The 22,418-nt window shown below is 48.6% G+C and carries 20 protein-coding genes; all 20 read right to left on the reverse strand.

All coding sequences use genetic code 11. The features are described from left to right. Positions 1-44 precede the first annotated feature (44 nt). Positions 45-653 carry a nucleotide exchange factor GrpE gene (gene grpE, locus FC20_RS00825; RefSeq protein WP_008459905.1) on the reverse strand — a complete coding sequence of 203 codons (609 nt, stop codon included), beginning with the start codon at positions 651-653 and terminating at the stop codon, positions 45-47. An 11-nt stretch (positions 654-664) separates the two neighbouring features. Next, positions 665-1,711, reverse strand: a complete 1,047-nt coding sequence (gene hrcA / locus FC20_RS00830) for a heat-inducible transcriptional repressor HrcA (protein WP_008459904.1) — start codon at positions 1,709-1,711, stop codon at positions 665-667. Between the two features lie 141 nt (positions 1,712-1,852). Continuing rightward, the gene (ribF, locus tag FC20_RS00835) at positions 1,853-2,791 is read right to left on the reverse strand and encodes a riboflavin biosynthesis protein RibF (RefSeq protein ID WP_039943122.1); all 939 of its coding nucleotides are present in this window, start codon (positions 2,789-2,791) and stop codon (positions 1,853-1,855) included. A 14-nt stretch (positions 2,792-2,805) separates the two neighbouring features. Then, a complete protein-coding gene (truB, locus tag FC20_RS00840) occupies positions 2,806-3,699 on the reverse strand; it encodes a tRNA pseudouridine(55) synthase TruB (RefSeq protein WP_008459902.1) in 894 nt (297 codons plus the stop codon). Between the two features lie 49 nt (positions 3,700-3,748). Continuing rightward, positions 3,749-4,111 (reverse strand): ribosome-binding factor A, encoded by a 363-nt coding sequence (locus tag FC20_RS00845; RefSeq protein WP_008459901.1) that lies wholly within the window; start codon positions 4,109-4,111, stop codon positions 3,749-3,751. Between the two features lie 11 nt (positions 4,112-4,122). After that, a complete protein-coding gene (infB, locus tag FC20_RS00850; protein ID WP_008459900.1) occupies positions 4,123-6,609 on the reverse strand; it encodes a translation initiation factor IF-2 in 2,487 nt (828 codons plus the stop codon). A 4-nt stretch (positions 6,610-6,613) separates the two neighbouring features. Next, the gene (locus FC20_RS00855; RefSeq protein WP_195837452.1) at positions 6,614-6,898 is read right to left on the reverse strand and encodes a L7Ae/L30e/S12e/Gadd45 family ribosomal protein; all 285 of its coding nucleotides are present in this window, start codon (positions 6,896-6,898) and stop codon (positions 6,614-6,616) included. 26 nt (positions 6,899-6,924) lie between these two features. Continuing rightward, on the reverse strand, positions 6,925-7,224 hold the full coding sequence (rnpM, locus tag FC20_RS00860; protein WP_054667677.1) for an RNase P modulator RnpM: 300 nt from the start codon (positions 7,222-7,224) through the stop codon (positions 6,925-6,927). Positions 7,225-7,232: 8 nt separating this feature from the next. Further along, positions 7,233-8,444, reverse strand: coding sequence for a transcription termination factor NusA (nusA, locus tag FC20_RS00865; RefSeq protein ID WP_008459894.1), 1,212 nt, complete (start codon positions 8,442-8,444; stop codon positions 7,233-7,235). 19 nt (positions 8,445-8,463) lie between these two features. Continuing rightward, on the reverse strand, positions 8,464-8,940 hold the full coding sequence (gene rimP / locus FC20_RS00870) for a ribosome maturation factor RimP (protein ID WP_008459892.1): 477 nt from the start codon (positions 8,938-8,940) through the stop codon (positions 8,464-8,466). Between the two features lie 115 nt (positions 8,941-9,055). Then, positions 9,056-13,390 (reverse strand): PolC-type DNA polymerase III, encoded by a 4,335-nt coding sequence (locus tag FC20_RS00875; protein WP_008459891.1) that lies wholly within the window; start codon positions 13,388-13,390, stop codon positions 9,056-9,058. Between the two features lie 12 nt (positions 13,391-13,402). After that, positions 13,403-15,100, reverse strand: coding sequence for a proline--tRNA ligase (locus FC20_RS00880; protein ID WP_008459889.1), 1,698 nt, complete (start codon positions 15,098-15,100; stop codon positions 13,403-13,405). 44 nt (positions 15,101-15,144) lie between these two features. Continuing rightward, entirely contained in the window at positions 15,145-16,392 is a 1,248-nt protein-coding gene (rseP, locus tag FC20_RS00885) for an RIP metalloprotease RseP (RefSeq protein ID WP_056945276.1), read from the reverse strand. A gap of 9 nt (positions 16,393-16,401) precedes the next feature. After that, positions 16,402-17,196 (reverse strand): phosphatidate cytidylyltransferase, encoded by a 795-nt coding sequence (locus tag FC20_RS00890; protein WP_008459881.1) that lies wholly within the window; start codon positions 17,194-17,196, stop codon positions 16,402-16,404. Positions 17,197-17,201: 5 nt separating this feature from the next. Then, positions 17,202-17,933, reverse strand: coding sequence for an isoprenyl transferase (locus tag FC20_RS00895; protein ID WP_008459880.1), 732 nt, complete (start codon positions 17,931-17,933; stop codon positions 17,202-17,204). A gap of 3 nt (positions 17,934-17,936) precedes the next feature. Further along, a complete protein-coding gene (gene frr / locus FC20_RS00900; protein WP_008459878.1) occupies positions 17,937-18,494 on the reverse strand; it encodes a ribosome recycling factor in 558 nt (185 codons plus the stop codon). Further along, positions 18,494-19,219: a UMP kinase gene (pyrH, locus tag FC20_RS00905; protein ID WP_008459877.1), complete on the reverse strand. Its 726-nt coding sequence runs from the start codon at positions 19,217-19,219 to the stop codon at positions 18,494-18,496. The genes frr and pyrH overlap by 1 nt, the downstream gene beginning before the upstream one ends. A gap of 161 nt (positions 19,220-19,380) precedes the next feature. Further along, positions 19,381-20,409, reverse strand: a complete 1,029-nt coding sequence (gene tsf / locus FC20_RS00910; RefSeq protein ID WP_008459875.1) for a translation elongation factor Ts — start codon at positions 20,407-20,409, stop codon at positions 19,381-19,383. 62 nt (positions 20,410-20,471) lie between these two features. After that, entirely contained in the window at positions 20,472-21,233 is a 762-nt protein-coding gene (rpsB, locus tag FC20_RS00915; RefSeq protein ID WP_008459873.1) for a 30S ribosomal protein S2, read from the reverse strand. Between the two features lie 168 nt (positions 21,234-21,401). Further along, positions 21,402-22,418, reverse strand: coding sequence for a GIY-YIG nuclease family protein (locus FC20_RS00920; protein WP_008459872.1), 1,017 nt, complete (start codon positions 22,416-22,418; stop codon positions 21,402-21,404).

A 22,418-nucleotide genomic window follows, 5' to 3' on the forward strand; every position in this document is an offset into this window, starting at 1 on the left:
TTTTATCTTATTTAATAATCTAAAAATCTAATAAATTTTAGCGGCTATTGCGCAACAACCACCATGGCTGGCCGCAGGGTCCGGTCCTTGTAAACATACCCCTTTTGCAGGACCTGAACGACGTGGTCTTTTTGATCATCATTTTCAGCCGGTACGCTTTGTACTGCTTGATGCAATGTCGGATCAAACTTTTCGCCATCAGCCTTGATTTCTTCAATGCCGTTATCCTTTAAAGCTCGAACCAGGCCTTCCAGGGTCATTTCAATCCCCTTCTTGAGCTGGCTAGAAACTTCGTCATCAGCCTTAACTTGCAAGGCCCGTTCCAGGTTGTCCACGCTTGGCAAAATGTCCTTGCCTAGGCGCTGAGATTCGTACTTGACCAGGTTGGCCCGTTCTTTGCTGTAGCGGCGCTGAGCGTTTTGGATTTCGGCTTCGCTTCTGAAGTACTTGTCTTCCAGTTCCTTATTCTTGGCCGTTAAATCAGCAACTTGCTTTTTTAACGATTCAAGTTCTGAACTTTCCTTGCTTTCAGCCTTGGGTTCTGCAGCTTTGTCAGCTGCCTCCTCAGTATCCTTGGCTTCAGCCTTCTTTAGCTTGTCGTCTTTTTCTTCTTGAGTCAAGTCCTTTTCACTTGGAAATTCTTCTTTGCTCACGGCTAACCTCCTTATTTAAACCTGCCGTAGTAATCCAGCAGCTTTCTTGCTAGTTCTTGGCGGAAATATTCCATCAGCCCGATCATTTCTGAATATGGCATGTTTCTTGGGCCTAAAATGGCAATTGTCCCCCGGCCATAGTTGCCAACGCTATACTCAGCCGTCACCAGGCTAAAGTCCTTCAACAGGTCATTTTGCAGTTCTGAGCCCAGGCGGACATGGACTGGATATTTCTCCTTTTGGCTATCGCTTAAATCAATCAATTGCCCAGCCAGGTGGTTGGAGTTGATCAATTCATACAGCGATTTGATTTCTTGTAAGTCACTGTTTTCTGCATTGTTGAGCAGATTCAGCTGGCCATCAACATACATTTGCTCGCTGGCTGCATCCTTAATGACGGATTCCAGCAGCTCCAGGAATTCTGGCAGGTTCTTGCCTACCACATTGTTGCTGGAGAGCTGGGCAAAAGTATCCTTGTTGATGTCTTTTAAGTTGCGGCCAACCAATTGGTCGTTAATCAGCCGCACTGCTTGCTCAATTTCTTCACCTGAAATGTGTCTTGGCAGGGTGTAGACTTGGTTTTTCACTCCCCCATCACTGGTTACCAAGATGGCCATCACCTGGCGCGGTGCCAGAGGCACGATCCGAAAGCCAGTGATCATCACGTCTTTAGCTTCCGGGCCTTCAGCAAAGGCTGTATAGTCAGTTAAGTCTGACAAGATCTTAGCGGCTTCTTTAACGATTTCATCAACCTGGTTAAAAGGCTGATCAAACTGGTAGCCGATCTCGTGATACATTTCTTCTGGCAGTTGCAGCGGCTGAACTAGGTTGTCTAAGTAGTAGCGGTAGCCCTCAGTAGAAGGAATCCGGCCACTAGACGAGTGCGTTTTTTCAATCAAGCCCTTATCTTCTAGAACCGCCATCTCATTGCGGATGGTGGCACTGGAAACCTTAATGGGGAGCTGATTCATCACCGTTTTAGAGCCAACCGGTTCATGCGTGTTGGTAAAATCTTGAATAATGGTTTTCAAGATTAGTTCTTGACGTTCGGTCAACATAATATCGCCCTCACTTTTAGCACTCATTGCTTCTATGTGCTAACAAAGTATAGTGTAACAAGAAATTAGCAGTTAATCAAGCCGTTTGCTAATTTTCCTCGAAAAAAAGACGTCTTGCTAGGCAAAACGTCTTTTAGCACTCTATTCAGCTTGTTGATCAAAATAAGCTTCAGTTGCTTTCCGATCCTTGGCGAGCTGGTCAATTAGGCCATCTAGGTCGTCAAACTTCATTTCGTCGCGCAGGTACTTGTACCAAGCAATGGTGATTTCTTGACCATAGATGTCTTGGTCAAAGTCAAACAGATTGGATTCGATAAAAATCTGCTTTTCATCATTGAACATGACATTGTAGCCAACACTGGTCATGGATTCATACCAGGTGTCACCCACCCGGGTCATGGTTGCATAAACGCCAATCTTGGGTAATACCTTTGGCGCTTCCAGCTGCAAATTGGCCGTGGGGTAGCCGAGCTTGTGGCCATTTCGAAAGCCGTGAACCACCTTGCCGGTGGTGGCGTATGGGTGGCCCAAGAGCTCTTCAGCAAGCAGCAAATTGCCATCTTTAATGGCCATTCTGATTTCGGTTGAGCCGATCTTTTTGCCTTCAAAAATCTGCTTGGGAATCACCTTGATCTCAAAGCGGCCCTTGGCAAATTTAGGCAAATTTTCCATGTTGGCAACGTCCTTTGGGCCATAACTGTAGTCAAAGCCGGCAACGACCGTGTCCGCCCGCAGCTTGACGATGATGTCGTCAACAAAGACCTGCGGCGGCAACTTGCTGAATTCCTTGGTAAACTTGATCATTACCAGATAATCGACGCCGATCTTGGCCATCTCATAAGCCTTCTCACTGGGTGAAGTCAAATAGTCGAAGTTTTTTACTCCGGCATAGACTTCCTTGGGATGGCGGTCAAAGGTCATGACCATCAAGGGCAGATCCTTCTCATCTGCGATGGCCTTGGCCTCTTTAATCAGCTTTTGGTGTCCTATGTGTACCCCGTCAAAAAAGCCGAGGGCCAAGACGACTTTGCTCTTGGTCAAGGGCTCCTTGATTGGGTAGCTAGTATTTATCACTTTCAAACTAGATCCCTCAATTACTCATTACTTAATAGCATCAAATCTGGGCAAAATTTCTTGCCTTTTGCCCGATAAATCGCTTTAACCTTTTTATTGTACCGCAAAGCGACCTTGGATGCATTAATTGGGAGGGAAATCCAGGCACCATTTTGTATCTGCTTCCATTCGCTATCATTTATATCGTAGCTTGGATAGTCTTGAAAAAAGGCATCGATTGGCTGCACATACTGGTCCAGCTGGTCTAAGTGGTCGGCCAATTCTTCTAGCGTTACTGCTTGACTTAAGTCAAAGCCGGAACTGGCAGTCCGCCGCAATTTGGTCATCACGGCAGGAACGCCCAATTTTTCGCCCAGGTCATTGACCAGGCTTCTCACATAGGTACCTTTAGAACAGGTAATTTCGTAGTCAAAGTTTTCCCGGCCGGCAGCTTGATCAAAAGTCGGCTCGCCAACTAGTTCATACTTGCTGATGGTTACCTGACGCTCAGGACGCTTTACTTCAATGCCTTCTCTAGCGTATTCGTAGAGCCGTTTGCCGTTGACCTTGACCGCAGAATAAATTGGCGGCACCTGGGTAATTTCGCCTAAAAATGAATTCATCCCTTCTTGGATTTCTTCTTGGCTAAAAGGCTTAGCTAACTTTGCTTCAGCAGTAGTCTTCCCTTCTAAGTCATATGAATCCGTAGCTAGGCCAAACATGCCGCTGCCCTGGTAGGCTTTTGGCCGCTCATGCATGAGGTCGATCAATTTGGTGGCCTGGCCGACAGCCACCGGCAAAACGCCGGTTACTTCGGGGTCAAGCGTCCCGGCATGGCCAATCTTTCTTTGGTGGAGGAGCTTTCGCAAGTGGTAGACCACGTCCCCACTGGTCATGCCGGCAGCCTTGTCAATTACGATAATTCCGTTAATCATTGCTTTACTCTCTTTTTTCAATCAAAAAAGCGCCCTAAGGCGCTTTTCCCTAATTTTGTCGATCTTGTTCTTGCTTTTTGAGGTCTGCCAGCAAACGATCGATCTTGCTACCGTAAATTACGGATTGGTCGCGCTTGAAAATCAGTTCTGGAACCTTGTACATGGTCAGGCTTTGCCCGAGCAAGTGCCGCATGGTTCCCTTAGCCTTTTCCAAACCGGCTTCAGCTTCTTTTTGCTTGTCTTCGTCTTCAGTCAGCAAGCTGTAGTAAACAGTAGCATATGAAAAATCATTGCTGCATTCCACTGCAGTAAAGGTGACATCGCTAACGCGAGGATCGCGGATATTCTTGCGAATAATCTTGGTCAATTCGCGCAGGATTTCGCCTTCAACTCGTCCTTTTCTATGCTTCATTTAAGCCTCCCTTAGCTTGGCTTTACTTCTTGCATTTCGTAGGCTTCTAATTCGTCGCCTTCCTTGATGTCGTTGTAGTTTTCAATGGTCAAACCACAGTCAAAGCCAGCCTTAACTTCCTTGACGTCATCCTTGAAGCGGCGCAGTGAGGCAATCTTGCCATCGTACTTAACAACGCCGTCGCGGATAACCCGGATACCGGATTCCTTGGTTACGTAGCCGTTATCCACAAAGGCACCAGCAATGGTCCCGATCTTGGAAACCTTCCAAGTTTCCCGAACAGTCAAGTTACCGATAACCTTTTCTTCGTAAGTTGGTTCAAGCAGACCTTGCATTGCGGCCTTCACGTCGTCGATCGCCTTGTAGATGATGCTGTAAAGGCGGATATCTACGCTTTCACCGGCAGCCTGGCTCTTAGCGGTAGCGGTTGGCCGAACGTTGAAACCGATGATAACGGCGTTTGAAGCACTAGCCAAGGTTACGTCACTTTCGTTGATGGCACCAACGCCGGAGTGAATAATGTTAACCCGGACGCCTTCAACGTCAATCTTTTGCAAGGATTGGCCCAGGGCTTCAGCAGAACCTTGAACGTCAGCTTTCAAGACGATGTTGACGCTCTTCATGCTTTCCCGCTTCATAGTGTCAAAGAGGTTGTCCAGGGTCACGTGCTGAGTGTTTTCACGCTGCTTTTGCAGAGATTGCTGTGCACGGGCTTCACCAACGGCACGGGCCGTCTTTTCATCATCAAAGACAACCAACTTGTCGGCTGATTCTGGCACGTCGTTCAAACCAGTAATTTCTACTGGCATGGCTGGCGTAGCCTTCTTAACCTGGTGACCCTTGTCATTGGTCATGGTCCGGACGCGGCCGAAGGTGTCGCCGACAACGATTGGGTCACCGACTCTTAAAGTACCTTGTTGGATCAAGACGTCGGCAACAGGGCCCTTGCCTCTTGACAGACGGGCTTCAACCACCGTACCAATGGCCTTTTGCTTAGGGTCAGCCTTCAATTCCAGCATGTCGGCTTCCAGGATGATGTTTTCCAAAAGCTCGTCAATTCCCATGCCAGTCTTGGCTGAAATGTTGACGAAGATGGTAGAGCCGCCGTAAGCTTCTGGAATCAGTTCGTACTGCATCAATTGTTCAGTAACGTGGGCAGGGTTAGCGCCTGGGCGGTCCATCTTGTTGATGGCCACGATGATTGGCACGCCCGCACTCTTGGCGTGGTCGATGGCTTCAATGGTCTGAGGCATTACCCCGTCGTCTGCGGCAACGATCAAAACAACAATGTCAGTGATTTCAGCACCGCGGGCCCGCATGCTGGAGAAGGCCGCGTGACCTGGAGTGTCCAAGAAGGTAATCAAACGGTCGTTGATCCGAACTTGGTAGGCCCCGATGTTCTGGGTGATCCCACCGGCTTCGTGTTCAGATACCCGGGTGTGACGCAGGCGGTCAAGCAAGGTCGTCTTACCGTGGTCAACGTGACCCATGATGGTAACAACTGGTGGTCGAACCACTTGGTTATCTGAGTTCTTAGAAGCTTCCATTTCTTGAGCAAAGATGTTGTCAATGTCGGAAATGTCTTCATGAACCTTTTCAACGGCTTCAATGCCGTAGTCAGCTGCCAAAAGTTCGATCGTATCCTTGTCCAAAGATTGGTTTTGGTTGGTCATGATCCCCAGCATGAAGAGCTTCTTCACGATTTCAGCTGGTTCTCTGTGCAAGATCTTGCCCAAGTCTTGAGCGTTCATGCCTACTTCGTATTCGAAGCTTTCTGGTAATGGACGTTCCTTTCTTTGGGTAACTGGCTTTTTAGCTTGAGGAGCATTTTGGTGCTTCTTGTTCTTGCGCTTGCGGCGTTCGCTCCGGTCGCTTGAACCATTTCGGCCGCGGTCTTGGAAAGCATTTTGCCCCTTACGGCCAGGCTTGCCAGTGTTGCCGCGGCGGCGGTCCTTGTTTTCTGGAAGCGGAGCACTGGCAAAGTCAGGACGAGCAGCTGGACGGGAGTTGTTTCTTGAAGCAGGACGTCTGTCTGAACGTTCGTTTCTAGAGCCTTCGCTCTTTTCTTGCCCTTGCTTCAGGCGAGCTGGGGATGGCTTCAAGATCTTTGGCCCCCGCACCTTAGGTGCTTCAGCAGTTTCGACCTTCTTGACTTCAGCCTTCTTCACTTCTGGCTTAGCTTCTTCAGCCGGCTTATTCAAGGACTTCCTGTATTCCTTCTTAGCCGCTTGGCTTTGTTCATTTAACTGAACTTCATCGGCTCTTTGCTTTTGCTTCAAGTCTTTGAGCAGGTCTTGAGCTGCAGGACGCCGGCGTCTAGCTTGATCATTGCCGGAGTGGTTGCGGCGACGACGTTGGCCAGGCTTTTTGTTTTCAGTCTTCTTTTCGCCCTTGCGAATGGCGCTGACTGAGATCTTCAGCTTGCCGCTCTTACCGCTATTTTTCTTGCTTTCCATGCCCAATTCCTTTGAAGTTTCGTTTTCTTGTTTCTTGGTCATTAGATCACACTCCTTCTTTGATCTTTGCTAGCAGGGCCTTGGCAAAACCTTGATCGGTTAATGCTAAAACCTTGCGTCTTTTACCTACTGCTTGTGAGATTTCATCCGCGCTAAAGGCGTCAACCACGGGAATTGGCCGGTCATTTAGGGCAGCTAAGACCTCTTTATGGCTATTTTCTGCCAGATCGCTGGCAATAATGATACATTTAAGCTTGCCTTTTTTGATTTCGCCGATAACCAGCTCCGTTCCAGAAACAGTCTTCCTGGCACGCGTAGCCAGTCCCAGCAAATTCAAGGCTTTTTGTCGATTGTTATTTATTTTTTATCACCAAATAATTCTTTTCTTGCCTTCTGGTGATCCACGTATTCAAAGAGCTCTTGGTAAAAGTCATCTGACACCTTTACCCCCAAGCTCCTTTCCAAGACCTTGGACTTTTGGGCAGCCGCGATCTTGTCTGGCTCTAAGGACACATATGCCCCGCGGCCTGACTTCTTGCCGGTTGGATCAACAGAAACGTTCTTTTCCTTATCGACGACGATCCGCACCAATTCCTTCTTGGGCTGCATGGTGTCAGTCAATAAGTCCTTCCGCATTGGGATTTTTCTCTTTTTCAAAAAATCACCTATTCTTCTTCATCATCAGTGGCGTCAGCATCTTCAGCTGCTTCAGTGCCGAGGTCTTCTGCATCTGCTTGTACTTGAGAATCATTGTCTTCAGCAGTTTCTACGTCTGCAGTTTCTACTGCGCCTTCTGCTTCTGCATCTTCGTCTTCAACGTCGCTTTCGTCAACGAATTCAACTTCTGATTCTGGACGGATGTCGATCTTGTAGCCAGTAAGGCGGGCTGCCAGACGAACGTTTTGCCCCTTCTTGCCGATGGCCAAGGACAATTGGTAGTCAGGCACGATGACAAAGGCCTTCTTTTCGTCTTCATCGTCTTCAAATTGAACGGCGATGACTTCAGCTGGGTTCAAGGCGTTAGCGATGTAGTCAGATGGATCGTCTTCGTATTGGACGATGTCGATGTTTTCCCCGCCTAATTCGTTAACCACGTTTTGGACACGGGTCCCTCTTGGGCCAACGCAGGTCCCAACAGGATCAATGTTAGGATCGTTAGACTTAACAGCGATCTTAGTTCTTTCGCCGGCTTCGCGGGCGATAGACATGATTTCTACCGTACCGTCGAAGATTTCAGGAACTTCTTGTTCAAAAAGTCGCTTAACAACGTCTGGAGCCGTCCGAGAAACTCGGATTTGAGCACCCTTGCCGTCAGCCCCAACCTTGGTTACCAAAACGCGTACCTTGTCTTGTGGGTTGTAGTGTTCGCCAAGGATGGTGTCGTGCTTGATGTCCATCACAGCTTCAACGTTGCCAATCATGACGTAGACAAAGCGGTTGTCGGTTCTTTCAACAGTACCCGTTACTAGTTCATCTTCGTATTGGGAGTATTCGTTGACAATGTGGGCATTTTCAGCTTCGCGCAGTCTTTGCATAACGACTTGCTTGGCAGTTGCCGCAGCAGTTCTACCAAAGTTCTTTGGCGTTACTTCAAACTTGATGGTGTCGCCAACTTCGTAAGCCCGGTTGATGGCCAAGGCGTCCTTCAAGCTGACTTCGACGCGTTCGTCTTGCACTTCGTCAACGACCGTCTTGATAGCCATTACCTTGAAGTCGCCCTTCTTTTCATTGAAGTCGATTTCCACGTTTTCGGCTTGGCCGTAGTTCTTCTTGTAAGCCGCAGCTAAGGCCGCCTTCATGGCTTCAACGATAACTTCTTGTTTGATGCCCTTGGTCTTTTCTAAGACATCAAAGGCTTCTAGCATTTCTTTTGACATAAGTTTTGGGTCACTCTTTCTAAAATTCGATTGCAAAACGCGCGTTAGCTACTTGCTTACGGGGAATAGTAATGAGCTTGCGTCTCGTCTTGATCTTGATTTCAAGCTGAAGGTTTTCCTCGTCAATGTCCCGTAAAAAACCTTCAAAGACCTTTTCTCCTTCCAGCTTTTGGTAAAGACCAACATGAATATATTGGTCCTTGGCCTTTTCCCAGTCGGCGTCTTTCTTGATTGGCCGCTCAAGCCCAGGTGAAGAAAGTTCCAAAATGTATGGGTCTGGCAAGGGATCAGGTACTAATGAGTCTAATTTTTCTCCAACCAACTCACTCAGATCTGCAATCGTTTCAATGTCAATTCCGCCTGGCTGCTTGTCGACATAAAGGCGCAAGTAGTCTTGGCTCTTTTCTTTTACATATTCCAAATCAACCAGTTCACAGCCATGGTCGCTGATCACGGGTTCGATTGCTTCCTGGATTTTCGCTAAGTTTTTTGGCAAAATTTTCCTCCGTAATAAAAAGAGTGAGCATCCCTGCTCACTCGAATTTACCTTATTCGAACTAAAGAAAATATATCACACTTTACGCAACTTGTAAAGAGTTAGTACTTGTTGTCTAGAATAAAGACAGCTGGTTTTGGTCTGGCATCCCTTCAAGAACATTGTTGACCTCAAAGAAGTCCATGATCTTTTGTGATACCTTGCCTCTTACCTGCAAGTCTTCCTTGGACAAAAATGGTGCTTCACTGCGGGCAGCGACGATCTGCTTGGCAGCGGAGTCACCCAGACCGTCAACGGCGTTAAATGGCGCCAAGATGGTGTGCTCGTCGACGATCTTGTAGGTCGTGGCTTCTGATTCATTGATGTCGACCATCTTGAAGTTGATCCCGCGCTCGATCGCTTCATTGACCAGTTCCATGTAGGTTTGCAGGTCCTTTTCCAGCTTGGTAGCGGCATTGCCCTTTTCCTTAATCCGGCCAATCAGGGCCATCACAGAATTTTTACCATGGCTCATGGCTTCCAGGTCAACCTTGTCTGCTCTAACTGAGAAGTAGGCTGCGTAGTAGACTTCTGGATAGTAGACCTTGAACCAGGCTACCCGCAGGGCCATCAGGATGTAGGCGGCCGCGTGGGCCTTCGGGAACATGTACTTGATCTTTAAGCAGGATGGAATATACCAGTCAGGAATATTCTTGTTTTCCTTTAAGACTGCCATATTCTCGTCAGAAATTCCCTTCCCCTTACGAACGGTTTCCATGGTCCAAAAAGCGACTTCGTTAGGCACGCCCCAGTGGATCAAGTCGGTCATGATGTTGTCCCGGCAGCCGATTACCTCTTTCAAGGTACAAGTCCCGTTGTTGATCAGTTCTTCAGCATTGCCCAGCCAGACGTCGGTCCCGTGTGACAAACCTGAAATCTGCAAGAGTTCGGCAAAAGTTGACGGGTGGGTCTCTTCCAGCATCCCTCTAACAAAGGGCGTCCCAAATTCAGGCAAGCCCAAGGTCCCAGTCTTAGAATTGATCTGCTCTGGCGTCACGCCTAAGGCTTCTGGGCTAGAGAAAAGCGACATGACCTTCGGGTCATCGGTTGGCACCGTAACCGGGTCAATCCCGGACAAGTCCTGTAACATTCTGATCATGGTTGGGTCTTGGTGACCCAGGATGTCGAACTTCAAGAGGTTGTCGTGAATCTGGTGGAAGTCAAAGTGGGTCGTCTTCCACTCCTTGGTCGTATCGTCTGATGGGTACTGCAAAGGCGTCAGTTCATAGATGTCCTTGTCGTCTGGCAAAACGACGATCCCGGCTGGGTGCTGGCCCGTCGTGGCCTTTACCCCGGTAACCCCGATCGCCAGGCGATCAACTTCTGCGTTGTTCATCTTCAGCTCTGGGTGCTCGTCTTGGTAGTGCTTGGCATAGCCGATCGCCTTCTTATCGGCTAAAGTACCTACGGTACCGGCCTTAAAGGAGTGGTTAGGACCAAACATAACTCTGATGAAGTTGTGGGCGACTGGCTGGTAGTCACCCGAGAAGTTCAAGTCGATGTCGGGCACCTTGTCGCCGTGGAAGCCCAAGAAGGTTTCAAATGGGATGTTTTGCCCATCCTTGACCATCATGGTGCCGCAATTTGGACACTTTTCATCTGGCAGGTCAAAGCCGGATGCATATTCCCCATTTTCAAAGAACTTGGAGTACTTGCACTTTGGACAGCGGTAGTGTGGCGGCATTGGGTTGATCTCGGTGATCCCCATCATGGTGGCGACAAGACTAGACCCAACAGAGCCCCGGGAACCAACCAGGTAGCCGTCTTTGACCGACTTGGCTACCAACTTTTGGGAAATCAGGTAAACAACCCCGTAGCCGTTACCGATGATGGAATCAAGTTCACGCTTTAGGCGCGCTTCAATATTCTCTGGCAAGGGATCGCCGTATAATTCGTGAGCCTTGTCATAGGTCAATTGCCGCACCTGCTCAGCCGTATGCGGAATCTTTGGCGGGAAGGATTCGTCTTGAACTGGCTGCACCTGTTCAGCCATGTCCGCAATCTTGTTGGGATTGGTGATGACGATTTCTTTAGCGACGTCCTCGCCCAAAAAGGCAAATTCATCCAGCATTTCCTGGGTGGTGTAAAAGTGCAAATCTGGGTGCTTTTTGTTCCGATTTGGGTTGGCCCTTTGGGCAGCCAACAAGACATCGCGGTAAACTGCCTCATGTTTTTCGATGTAGTGGCTATCGCTGGTTGCGACCACTGGCTTGCCTAGTTCCTTGCCCAGTTTATAGATATTGGTCAAGATTTCTTCCAGCTGGGCTTCGTCCTTGATCAAACCGTCATTGATCAAGTCTTCATAGTTAGATGGCGGCTGAATTTCTAAGAAGTCATAGAATTCAGCCTTCTTTTTGGCTTCTTCATAGCCCTTTTGCATCATGGCGATGAAGACCTCACCCTGGCTGCAGGCAGAACCATATAAAAGGCCAGCGTGGAGGCGTCTTAATTCAGACTTTGGCGTTCTTAGGCCCTTGTAGTTGTACTTGATCCCAGCCAGGGAAACGAGTTCATATAGGTTACGCAGGCCGGGCTTTTGGTTCAAGGCCAAGATGGTCGTATGGGTCGGCCGAGCCCGCTTGTAGCCTTCGCCGTTGCTGTAGTCGTTCATCTTGCCCAGGTCATCTTCGCCGTACTTGGCATTAAAGGCATCCAGCAGCTTAAACATCAAGTACCCCGTCGCCTCGGCATCCTGGTTGGCCCGGTGGTGGTGCTCCAAGACCACATTGTACTTGCGGCAAAGGGAATCCAGAGTGTGCCGGGACTGCTCAGGGTGTAAAAGTCTAGACACTTCCAGGGTGTCGACAACCGGCTGGCTGATTTCTGGCAAATTGTTTCTTCTTAAAGCAGCATTGACGAAGCCCACGTCAAATTGAACATTGTGGCCGCAAAGCGGGTCATTCCCGTAGAAGTCCATAAACTGCTTGATGACCACGTCTTCGTCATCGGCTGCCTGCACCATGTCATCGGTAATCGACGTCAAGTTGATGGTGGCTTCTGACAGCGGATGGTGGGGGTTGATGAATTTGTCAAAGCGCTCAATCACTTCCCCATTCTTCATCTTGACGGCCCCAATTTCAATGATGGTATCGTAAACAGAAGACAGACCAGTCGTCTCCACGTCGAAGATAACGAATTCTTGGTCTTCATACTTCATGGAGGCAGGGTTTAATACAAGCAGGCCATGGTCATCTACCATGTTGGCTTCAAGGCCCATGATGACCTTGATTCCCGCCTTTTTGCCGGCTTCAAAGGCGTTTGGCAAAGCCTGCAGGTCAGCGTGGTCAGTAATCCCGATTGCCTTTTGCCCAAAGGCCTTGGCGGTTTGGATAATGTCTTTGACGTCAGCGGTTGCATCCAGCTGGGACATGTTAGTGTGGACATGCAGCTCTACGTGCTTGTCTTCGCCTTCATAAGTCTCCTGCCGGCCAATGTGCTTGGTTAATTCCATGCTGTAGATGTTAAAGACCAAGTCGTGGGCATATGGGTCGTCTTTTAGGCTGCCCTGCATCTTGATCCAGGTACCAGGCTTAACCCCTTGCAGGTATTCAATTTCTTCTTTATCTGAGTCCCGGACGAACTTTTTAAAGGAGATGGAACTAGTATAGTCGGTCATTTCCCCGGTAAAAATAAAGGAGCCTGACCGTAATTCCTGCATTTCAGCCTTGAAGACGTGACCTTCAACGACCGCGCTGCGCTGGTCTTCAGACAAGTCTTTCAGCTGAGTAATTTCGGCATTTTCGGCGATGGCGCCTGGACCAAAAGCGGTCCGCTTGCCTCGTCTGGCTGGGTATTTGGACTGGGGCTTGGGTTTTGGCTTATCCGGAGCATTTTGGAAGGCCTGCTGCATGCTTTTTTCATGAGCTTCCACCAACTGGGCCAAACTATCAAAGTCGTTTTGGCTGCCCTGGCTGGACACTTCTGTCAGCAATTTGACATTGAAAAAGCCATAATTTCTTAGTTCCAAAGAGAATGAATCAAGCAACTGCTGTTCCAGAATCTTGTCCATCAGCTCGCCGTTAACCGGGATCACCCAGCGCTGGCTGTCCAGGCGCGGCGTTTGCTCTGCCAAAAAGGCTTGAGCAGCCGGTTGGCTGGCCAGAGACTGTGAATTTTCGACAGCAAAATGCCAGTAGTCTGGAAGGTGCTGCTGGCTGCCATCAGCCGTTTCCACATAGAGGCTAACGTCGACAAAGTCGGCAAATTCATTTTTAATCGCAGTGTTTAAGGCGTTATAGGTCACAAATTGGAGGGGAGTATCAAAAAAAACGTGGATATCCCACCGACGTTCTTGACTGTAGACATCCACGTTTTTAATCTCTCCTGCCTGTAAAAGCGCCCCATCTTCCCCGTTCAGGGGGAAGTTCACCTGCTTTAAAAGCTTACGTAAAAGTTCGTTTTTATCAGTCACGAGTTTTCAATCCTAATCTAATACGCTAGAAATGTAATCGTCCAAATCGGTGATAGCGACCTTCTGGGCACTATCATCGCCTGGGCGCTTAACTTCAACTACGCCATCGGCAGCGTCGCGGCCAACCGTAATTCTGATTGGGGCCCCAACCAAGTCGGCATCGTTGAACTTGACGCCTGGACGTTCGTTACGGTCATCGTAAAGGACGTCGTACTTAGCGTACTTGGCTTCCAGGTCTTCAGCCAGCTTGGTTTGGATTTCATCCTTCATCTTCATTTGAATGATGTGGATGCCAAATGGTGCGATTTCCTTTGGCCAAGCCACGCCGTTTTCAGTGGCGTGTTGTTCAACAACGGCTGACAAAAGGCGAGTAACCCCAATCCCGTATGAGCCCATGATGACTGGCTGGGTCTTGCCATTTTGGTCCAAGAAGTTGGCTCCCATGGTTTCCGTGTAGTAGGTCCCAAGCTTGAAGATGTGACCAACTTCAATGGAAGTGGTGAATTGCAGTGGTTCACCGTTAACTGGGTCTGGTTCGCCTTCGTTGGCAATGCGCAAATCAGCAAATTGGTCAACCTTGAAGTCCCGGTCAAGGTTAGCGTTGACGAATTGGTAGTCGGTTTCGCCGGCACCCACAACCACGTTGTAAAGGCCCTTAACCGTTTCATCAGCCACGATTTCGTCTGCCCAGTCAGCATTAACTGGACCAACGCCGCCCTTTTCAGCACCAGTCAACTCAGCCAATTCAGCATTTTCAGCGATGCGGAGGCTGTCGCAGTCCAAAAGGTGAGTCAACTTAACTTCGTTGATTTCCTTGTCAGCCCGGATCAAAACCAGAACTTTCTTCTTTTCATCAACAATGTAAAGAATGCTCTTAACGATTCTGGTTGCTGGCACCTTCAAGAAGGCAGTCAATTTTTCGATGCTGTCGCAGTCTGGCGTAGCAACCTTTTCCATGGCCTTTAAGTCTTCTGGCTCTTGCTTAAAGGTATCAACGCTGACTGCCATTTCCAGGTTGGCAGCGTAAGTGCCTGAAGCGTTAGTGGCAATGGTGTCTTCACCAACGGCAGCTGGTGCTTGGAATTCAGTAGAGTTCTTCCCGCCCATAGTGCCGGAGTCGGCGATAACTGGACGCACTTCAACGCCAGTCCGCTTGAAGATACGCAGGTATGCGGCCTTTTCATCTTCAAACTGCTTGTCCAATTGTTCCCGGGTAGCCGCAAAGCTGTAGCCATCCAGCATCACGAATTCCCGGCCACGAAGCAAACCAAAGCGAGGACGGTTTTCGTCTCTAAACTTGGTTTGGATTTGGTAAAGGTGAAGCGGCATTTGCTTGTAGGACTTGATAGACTTGGCAACCACTTCAGTAAAGGTTTCTTCGTGAGTTGGCCCCAAAAGCATTTCCCGGCCGTGGCGGTCCTTCAAGCGGAACATTTCTGGACCATACTTAGGCAAACGGCCTGATTCTTCCCACATGGAGGCTGGCAGCATGTGCGGCATGATCATTTCCACAACGCCGGCATTAGCCATTTCTTCTTCGATGATCTTTTCAGTCTTTCTTAAGACCTTGTAGCCAAGTGGCAAGTAGGCATAAACACCGGCCGTAACCTGGCGGATGTAGCCCCCGCGCAGCATGACTTGGTGGCTTTTAGCAACCGCATCAGCTGGGGTTTCCTTAAGAGTTGGCATGAAAAAAATAGTTTGACGCATGAGTAAAATTTCTCCTAATTTAGTTTGTATGCTTCTTTTAGGAATTACTTGATAAAGTAGCGATAAATATCGTTGCCAGTAACCGCGATGATCAGGAGCAATAAGAAGACCACCCCGATTAAGTCGACAAGGGTTTCATGTTCTTCTGAGATTGGGTGTCCCAGGATTAGTTCAATAATTTCCAGCAAAAGCTTGCCGCCGTCTAGGCCCGGAATTGGAATCAAGTTGACAATCCCCAGGTTGATCGACAGCATCCCGACAAAGGCCAGCATATAGGTCAGCCCCATGCTGGTGGCCTTAGAGGTTTCAGAGTAAATCCCAACTGGGCCAGACAATTTATTTAGGCTGAAGTGCTTAAAGAGGTTGCCCAGGGCCTGGAAGATCATCCCGGTTACCTGCCAGCTCAGCTGCCAGCCACGCTTGGCCTTGGCCCCAAAGGAATTATCAGGCTTGGCCACGATCCCCACAATATAAGACTTGGTCGTCTTAGAATATTTCGGCTTGACCTTCACGGTCTTGACCGCACCACTTCTCTTAACCTTAAAAGTGATGGTCTTGCCCTTGGAGGCAGAGATTTCTTCGCTTACCGCTTCAAAAGTAGCAGTTTTTTGCCCGTTAACGGCCAAGATCTGGTCGTTTTTCTTTAAGACAGTTTGAGCCGGCGAATTGGCCGTTACCTGACCAATGGTGGTGGTGGCGGGGCCAGTAGCCGCAAAGCTGTAGATGAACAAGACGACAAAGCCCAAGACCACGTTCATCAAAGGCCCAGCGAAGCTGACTGCGATCTTCTTCCAAGGCTTGGCTTCTTGGAGCTGGGTGTCGCGAGGGGCAATTTGCAATTCCGTGCCGGAATCGTCAATGATCGTGGCATCATGGTCAACCTGGTAGGTTACCTCTTTTTCCTCGTCGCCATTTTCATAGCCAGTAATGGTTAAAGCATCGACCAAGTCGGCCTTGATCACTCTGACCGGCGTCCCTTCAATGGGCAGGTCGGCTTCAGAAGCATCAATCCGGTTAACCTTGCCGCCGTCCCCAAATTGGACGACAATGGCGGTCCCTGGGTCAATTTCACTTTGCTCGTCGCGACCAGCTAAGCGGACATAACCGCCTAAGGGCAGCCAGCGAATAGTGTAAGTGGTTTGGGTCCGCCGCCACTGAACCAGTTTTGGCCCCATGCCAATCGAAAATTCCCGAACCAAAATTCCGGCCTTTTTCGCCACAAAGAAGTGTCCAAATTCATGGACGAAGACTACCAAGCCAAAAATGATGATAAAAGCCAGAATACTTTTCACAAGGTCCTCCTAAATCCCGAAGATTAAAGCCACGATTGGCAAGACAAACAGCGTACTGTCAAAGCGGTCTAAGATCCCGCCGTGCCCTGGCAAGATCTTGCCTGAGTCCTTGACGCCGTAGAAACGCTTGTAGGCAGATTCGACCAAGTCCCCCATCTGGCCCACGATGGACAAGAAGAAGGAAGCAATGATCAAAGTGGTCTTGTCGGCCCCCATTGGCACGAAGTTGACATAAATAGCGGAAACAATAACCGCGATAATGACGGCCCCGATGGAACCTTCCCAAGTCTTGTTAGGGCTGATCACTGGCCAAAGCTTGTGCTTGCCCAGCTTGCGGCCGACCATGTACGCGGCCGTGTCCGTCGTCCAGACGATGACAAAGGCAAAGAGGATCCGCCACAAGCCATAAGTCCCGCTATTACGCAGGGCTGCTAAGTAGTGAAAGCCCGTCCCGATGTACAGGCTGGATAAGACATAAACGCCAATGTCGTCAAAAGTGGTCTTGTTCTTGGACAAGACGGTCCAGGTCAATAAGAGCATGACCAAGGCGTAGAAGATGCCCCACTTGCTCCAGTGCGGAGGCAAGAAGCTAAAGAAGGCACTTGGCACCGTCCAGGTCAAGGTGGCCAAGCAGGCTAAGGTGAAGTCGACCGATACCAGGATTTGCTTTTTCATCAAAAAGACTTCGCTGATCCCGATCGCTGCCAGAATCACAGCCAACCAGTCAATCCACATACCGCCTGCCAAGAGGACCGGAATAAAAATCAATAAAGCAATAATTGCCGTAATAACTCTTTGTTTCATAAAACCTAACTATCTGTTTCATCTAATTTGCCAAAGCGGCGGTGGCGGCCTTGGTAAATCTTTACCATATCTGCTAAATCTTTTTCATCGAAATCTGGCCAAGCCTTGTCGGTAAAGGCCAGTTCTGAATAAGCCAATTGCCAGAGCAAGAAGTTGCTGATCCGCTGCTCGCCAGAGGTCCGAATGAGGAGGTCAGGATCGCTATATGGAGCAAACTGGGCCGTCATCAGGTTCTCACTGACCAGGTCTTCGTCAATGGCACTTGGGTCAAGCTCACCAGCAGCAGTTTTTTCTGCAATCTTCTTAACCGCTGAAACAATCTCTTTTCTTGAGCCATAGTTGAAGGCAAAGTTTAAGATGAGGCCGGTGTTATTGGCCGTTTCCTTCATGGCCCGCTCAACCACATTTCTAGTTGATTCTGGCAATTCATCCAGGTAGCCCATGATGTTGACCTTGACATTGTGCGCCTGCAGACGTGGCATGAACTTGTCAAAGAACTTGACTGGCAGGTTCATCAGGTAGTTAACCTCGTCTTTGGGCCGGGCCCAGTTTTCGGTTGAAAAAGCATAAAGAGTCAGGACTTTAATTCCCAACTCATCAGCTGCTAAAGCAATTTTTTCGACATTGTCCATCCCGGCCTTGTGGCCCATAAAGCGGGGCATATGCCGCTTCTTGGCCCAGCGGCCATTGCCATCCATGATGATGGCCAGATGGTTTAATTCTTTTACTTCGCTCATCGGTTAACCTTGCGTAATTTCCTTGCGCTTATTGTCTGCCATTTGATCGATCTTCTTAGTGGCGTCGTCAGTAACCTTTTGCACGTCCTTTTCCAAGCGTCTTTCTTCGTCTTCAGTCAAGTCGCCGTCTTTTTCAGACTTCTTCAAGGCCTTCATGGCTTCTTGGCGAACGTTGCGGACCGCAATCTTGGCTTCTTCAGCCAGCTTGCCGACTTCCTTGGCAATTTCTTGTCGGCGTTCACCGGTCAATTGCGGAATTACCAAGCGAATTACGTTACCATCATTAGCTGGGGTCAAGCCCAGGTCTGAAGCCAAGATAGCGTGTTCGATGTTGTTCAGGGAGCTCTTGTCATAAGGAGTGATCATCAAAACGCGTGGTTCTGGGATGGTTACCCCAGCCATTTGGGTCAAAGGAGTTGGCACGCCGTAGTATTCAACCATGACGCGGTCAAGCAAGGAAGCGTTGGCAACGCCGGCCCGCACCGTAGCCAAGTTGCTTTGGTAGACGTCAATTGACTTGGCCATGTTGCTCTTGGCTTTTTCAATAATTTCGTTGTTCATTATTTATCACCTCTAATAATCGTCCCGATGTTTTCGCCTTCCACAACCCGCTTGATGTTGCCTGGAGTGTTGATGTTGAAGACGATCAATGGAATGTGGGTGTCCATTGACAGGGAGCTGGCAGTTCTGTCCATTACCTGCAGGCCCTTGGAGATCATGTCCAGTTGGGTCAATTCGGCAAACTTCTTGGCTTCTGGATCAAGGTTTGGATCAGCCGTGTAGACGCCGTCAACGCCGTTTTTGGCCATCAAGATCACGTCAGCGCCGATTTCAGCAGCTCTCAAGGCAGCGGTCGTGTCGGTTGAGAAGTAAGGGTTACCCGTACCACCACCGAAGATCACAACGCGGTTCTTTTCCAAGTGGCTGATGGCAACGCGTCTGATGTATGGTTCAGCAACTTGCCGCATGGAGATTGAAGTTTGCAATCTCGTTGGTACGCCGGCAGTTTCCAGGCCATCTTGCAAGGCCAGGCCGTTCATGATCGTTGCCAGCATCCCCATGTAGTCAGCTTGAGCTCTTTCCATGCCCAGCTTAGCGCCAGTTTCCCCGCGCCACATGTTGCCGCCGCCGCAGACAACGCCGATTTGCACGCCCATGTCGTGAACCAGCTTGATTTCTTGGGACAGCTTCTTGATCACAACTGGATCAATGCCAGTGCCCTTATCACCTGCTAAGGCTTCACCAGAAATTTTCAAAATGATACGATGATATTTTACTTGACTCATAATGCCCTCCTAATTTGCTCTAACTATTTTACCATAAATACAGACGCTGTCTTCTTTATTTTAAGTGCTTAAGTAAAAATTGTCATCTTTCTTGCTAGCCTAAGAAAAAAGTCGCACAAAAAAAGGATGGGATTTCCCATCCTTTTTCTAGCTAGAAGAAATTAGTTCTTCATTTGTGCAGCAACTTCAGCAGCAAAGTCTTCTTGCTTCTTTTCGATGCCTTCGCCGACTTCGAAACGAACGAATTCTACAACTGAAGCGTTGATTGAATCAAGGTATTGTTCAACAGTCTTGCTGTCGTCCATGATGTAAACTTGAGCAAGCAAAGTCTTGTCTTGGTCAACCTTAGTGTTGTCAAGCATGAAACGAGCCATCTTACCTGGGATAATCTTGTCCCAGATCTTTTCTGGCTTGCCTTCTGCCTTCAGTTCTGCCTTGATGTCTTCTTCAGCTTGGGCAATAACTTCATCAGTCAATTGCGCCTTTGAACCATACTTCAAGTGTGGCAAAGCTGGCTTGTTAACCAATGCACGTGATTCGTTGTCTTGGTCGATCTTGTGGTTCAATTGAGCCAGTTCTTCGTGAACGAGGGCTGGGTCAAGTTCCTTGTATGACAAAACAGAAGGCTTCATTGCCGCAATGTGCATGGCAATGTGCTTAGCGATCGTTTCATCGCCGCCGTCCAAAACAGTTACAACACCGATGCGGCCACCGTTGTGTTGGTAAGCGCCAAAGTGTTGGCTGTCGGTCTTTTCAAGAACAGCAAAACGACGGAATGAAATCTTTTCACCGATAGTTGCAGTAGCGTTAACGAAAGCAGCTTCCAAAGTTTCGCCAGATGGAGTGGTCAAAGCAAGTGCTTCTTCCTTAGTAGCTGGCTTGCCCTTGGCAACAGTTTCAGCAGCTTCCTTTACCAAGCTTTGGAATTGAGCGTTTTGAGCAACGAAGTCAGTTTCTGAGTTGACTTCAACAACAGCAGCAACGTTGCCGTCAACGTAGATACCAGTCAAACCTTCCGCAGCAACGCGGTCAGCCTTCTTGGCTACCTTAGCCATACCCTTTTCGTGGATGATTTGGATAGCCTTTTCCATGTCACCGTCAGCGGCAACAAGGGCCTTCTTGGCATCCATAACACCGGCGCCAGTAGTTTCACGTAATTCCTTAACCTGCTTAGCAGTAATGTTAGCCATTATAAAATGTCCTCCAGGTCACACTAAATTAATTATTTTCTACAAAGATATTTTACGACAAATTATTCAGCGTCGTCTACTTCTTCGCTAGAAACTTCTTCAGCACTTTCAGACAATTCCTTTTCAACGTCTTCGTTGTCAGCGCCTTGCTTGCCTTCGATAACAGCATCAGCCATAGCACCAGCGATCAAACGGATAGCGCGGATAGCGTCGTCGTTTGATGGGATGATAACGTCGATTGGAGTTGGGTCAGTGTTAGTGTCAACCATGGCAACAACAGGAATGCCAAGCTTGTTAGCTTCGTGAACGGCAATCTTTTCCTTCTTAGGGTCAACAACGAACATCACGTCTGGGATCCGAGGCATGTCTTCGATACCGCCCAAGAACTTTTGCAGCTTGTCCATTTCCTTAGTGAGCAAGGCAACTTCCTTCTTTGGCAAGACATCAAAAGTGCCGTCTTCAGCCATCTTCTTGAGGTCCTTCAAACGCTTAACCCGGCTTTGGATGGTAGTCCAGTTAGTCAAAGTACCACCAAGCCAACGTTGGTTAACGTAGTATTGGCCTGCACGAGTAGCTTCTTCAGCGATTGCTTCTTGAGCTTGCTTCTTAGTACCAACAAACAAGAAAACACCGTCGTCTTGAGCAACAGCCTTAACGTAGTTGTAGGCGTCGTCAAGCATCTTGATGGTCTTTTGCAAGTCGATGATGTAGATCCCGTTTCTTTGAGTGAAGATGTATGGCTTCATCTTAGGATCCCATCTTCTAGTTTGGTGGCCGAAGTGTACGCCGGCTTCAAGCAATTGCTTCATAGATACAACTGACATAAATAAATTCCTCCTAGGTTATTTCCTCTCAAGCGTTCATTTCAGTCGTCAACCTGATGTTAAGGCACCTGACGACCGATCGCTCTTGATGTGTTTTTTCTAGCGTGAATTGCACGCTTTTTTAGCTTATCAAATTTTTGTTAAAAATGCAATAAGATTTTTAACTATCTAAAAGTCCACCTGGTGCTCTTTTAAAAACTTTTCCTTCCAGGCTCGGTCGTGGTGCTTAAACCAGTACTCCCGCTTCATGGCCAGCTTCTTGTCGGCAAATTCCTCGTGGTAAATCATCTTGACGGGGCGTCTACTCTTGGTGTACTTAGCTCCTTTTCCGGAATTATGCATCTCCAGGCGGTGCTTTAAATCGTTAGTGTAGCCGCCGTAAAAGGTCCCATCAGCGCAAAGGAGGACATAAAAGTAGTGCTTTTCCTCTTTACTTGGGATCCGCGCTTCCAAGATTTCCCTAATTTGTGGGGTATTTTCGCCATTTGCTTCATGGACTTCAATGGCGTCGTGCAAGACTAGGCCGTCGGCCTTACCGCTTCTGACTGCTTCAACGATCACCAAGTTGGCCTCTTGTCCTCGTCTTGACACAAAGGGCTGGACGCTTTTAACTGGCAAATCATGCTTCATGCCGTAGGCAATGATTTCTCCCAGTCGCTCTGGCCGGTGGACCATGAACATCTTCCCTTTCATTTTTAGCAGGCCTGACGCAACCTCGATGATCTCTTCTAAGTTAATCTCCAGCTCATGGCGGGCAATGGCTTTAGAGCGGTCAGGGTTCAGCAGGTGGCCTTCTGGTGCCTTAAAGTATGGCGGGTTAACAACCACGACGTCATAGCTGTCTTTTTTTAAAAATTTACCCGCTTCCTTGACATTGCCCTGGTAGACCTTGATCCGGTTTTCAAAATGGTTCAGCTCAATTGACCGCTCAGCCTTTGAGACAATCTCTGGCTGCAATTCAACGTCATCATAGTGGGCCCGGTTAAAGGCAGCCATGTATAGGCTAGCTGCTCCGTTGCCGCTGCAGAGCTCGACCACTTTGGAGCGGTCCTTGATCGCCTGTTTAGCCCAATAAGCCATGAGCAGGGTGTCTAAAGAAAAAGCAAAAGAATGCTCATCTTGGATGATTTTCAGCTGGTCCCCCAGCATGTAGTCAATTCGCTCTCCGTCTTTCAGTTCTACCAT

Source organism: Lactobacillus equicursoris DSM 19284 = JCM 14600 = CIP 110162, assembly GCF_001434815.1.
GTDB lineage: Bacteria > Bacillota > Bacilli > Lactobacillales > Lactobacillaceae > Lactobacillus > Lactobacillus equicursoris.

Excerpts from the sequence above, each read along its gene's own strand:
- hrcA (WP_008459904.1), bottom strand. The coding sequence starts at position 1,711 with ATGTTGACCGAACGTCAAGAACTAATCTTGAAAACCATTATTCAAGAT.
- truB (WP_008459902.1), bottom strand. The coding sequence starts at position 3,699 with ATGATTAACGGAATTATCGTAATTGACAAGGCTGCCGGCATGACCAGT.
- FC20_RS00845 (WP_008459901.1), bottom strand. The coding sequence starts at position 4,111 with ATGAAGCATAGAAAAGGACGAGTTGAAGGCGAAATCCTGCGCGAATTG.
- infB (WP_008459900.1), bottom strand. The coding sequence starts at position 6,609 with ATGACCAAGAAACAAGAAAACGAAACTTCAAAGGAATTGGGCATGGAA.
- nusA (WP_008459894.1), bottom strand. The coding sequence starts at position 8,444 with ATGTCAAAAGAAATGCTAGAAGCCTTTGATGTCTTAGAAAAGACCAAG.
- FC20_RS00880 (WP_008459889.1), bottom strand. The coding sequence starts at position 15,100 with ATGCGTCAAACTATTTTTTTCATGCCAACTCTTAAGGAAACCCCAGCT.
- FC20_RS00890 (WP_008459881.1), bottom strand. The coding sequence starts at position 17,196 with ATGAAACAAAGAGTTATTACGGCAATTATTGCTTTATTGATTTTTATT.
- FC20_RS00895 (WP_008459880.1), bottom strand. The coding sequence starts at position 17,933 with ATGAGCGAAGTAAAAGAATTAAACCATCTGGCCATCATCATGGATGGC.
- frr (WP_008459878.1), bottom strand. The coding sequence starts at position 18,494 with ATGAACAACGAAATTATTGAAAAAGCCAAGAGCAACATGGCCAAGTCA.
- pyrH (WP_008459877.1), bottom strand. The coding sequence starts at position 19,219 with ATGAGTCAAGTAAAATATCATCGTATCATTTTGAAAATTTCTGGTGAA.
- tsf (WP_008459875.1), bottom strand. The coding sequence starts at position 20,409 with ATGGCTAACATTACTGCTAAGCAGGTTAAGGAATTACGTGAAACTACT.
- rpsB (WP_008459873.1), bottom strand. The coding sequence starts at position 21,233 with ATGTCAGTTGTATCTATGAAGCAATTGCTTGAAGCCGGCGTACACTTC.
- FC20_RS00920 (WP_008459872.1), bottom strand. The coding sequence starts at position 22,418 with ATGGTAGAACTGAAAGACGGAGAGCGAATTGACTACATGCTGGGGGAC.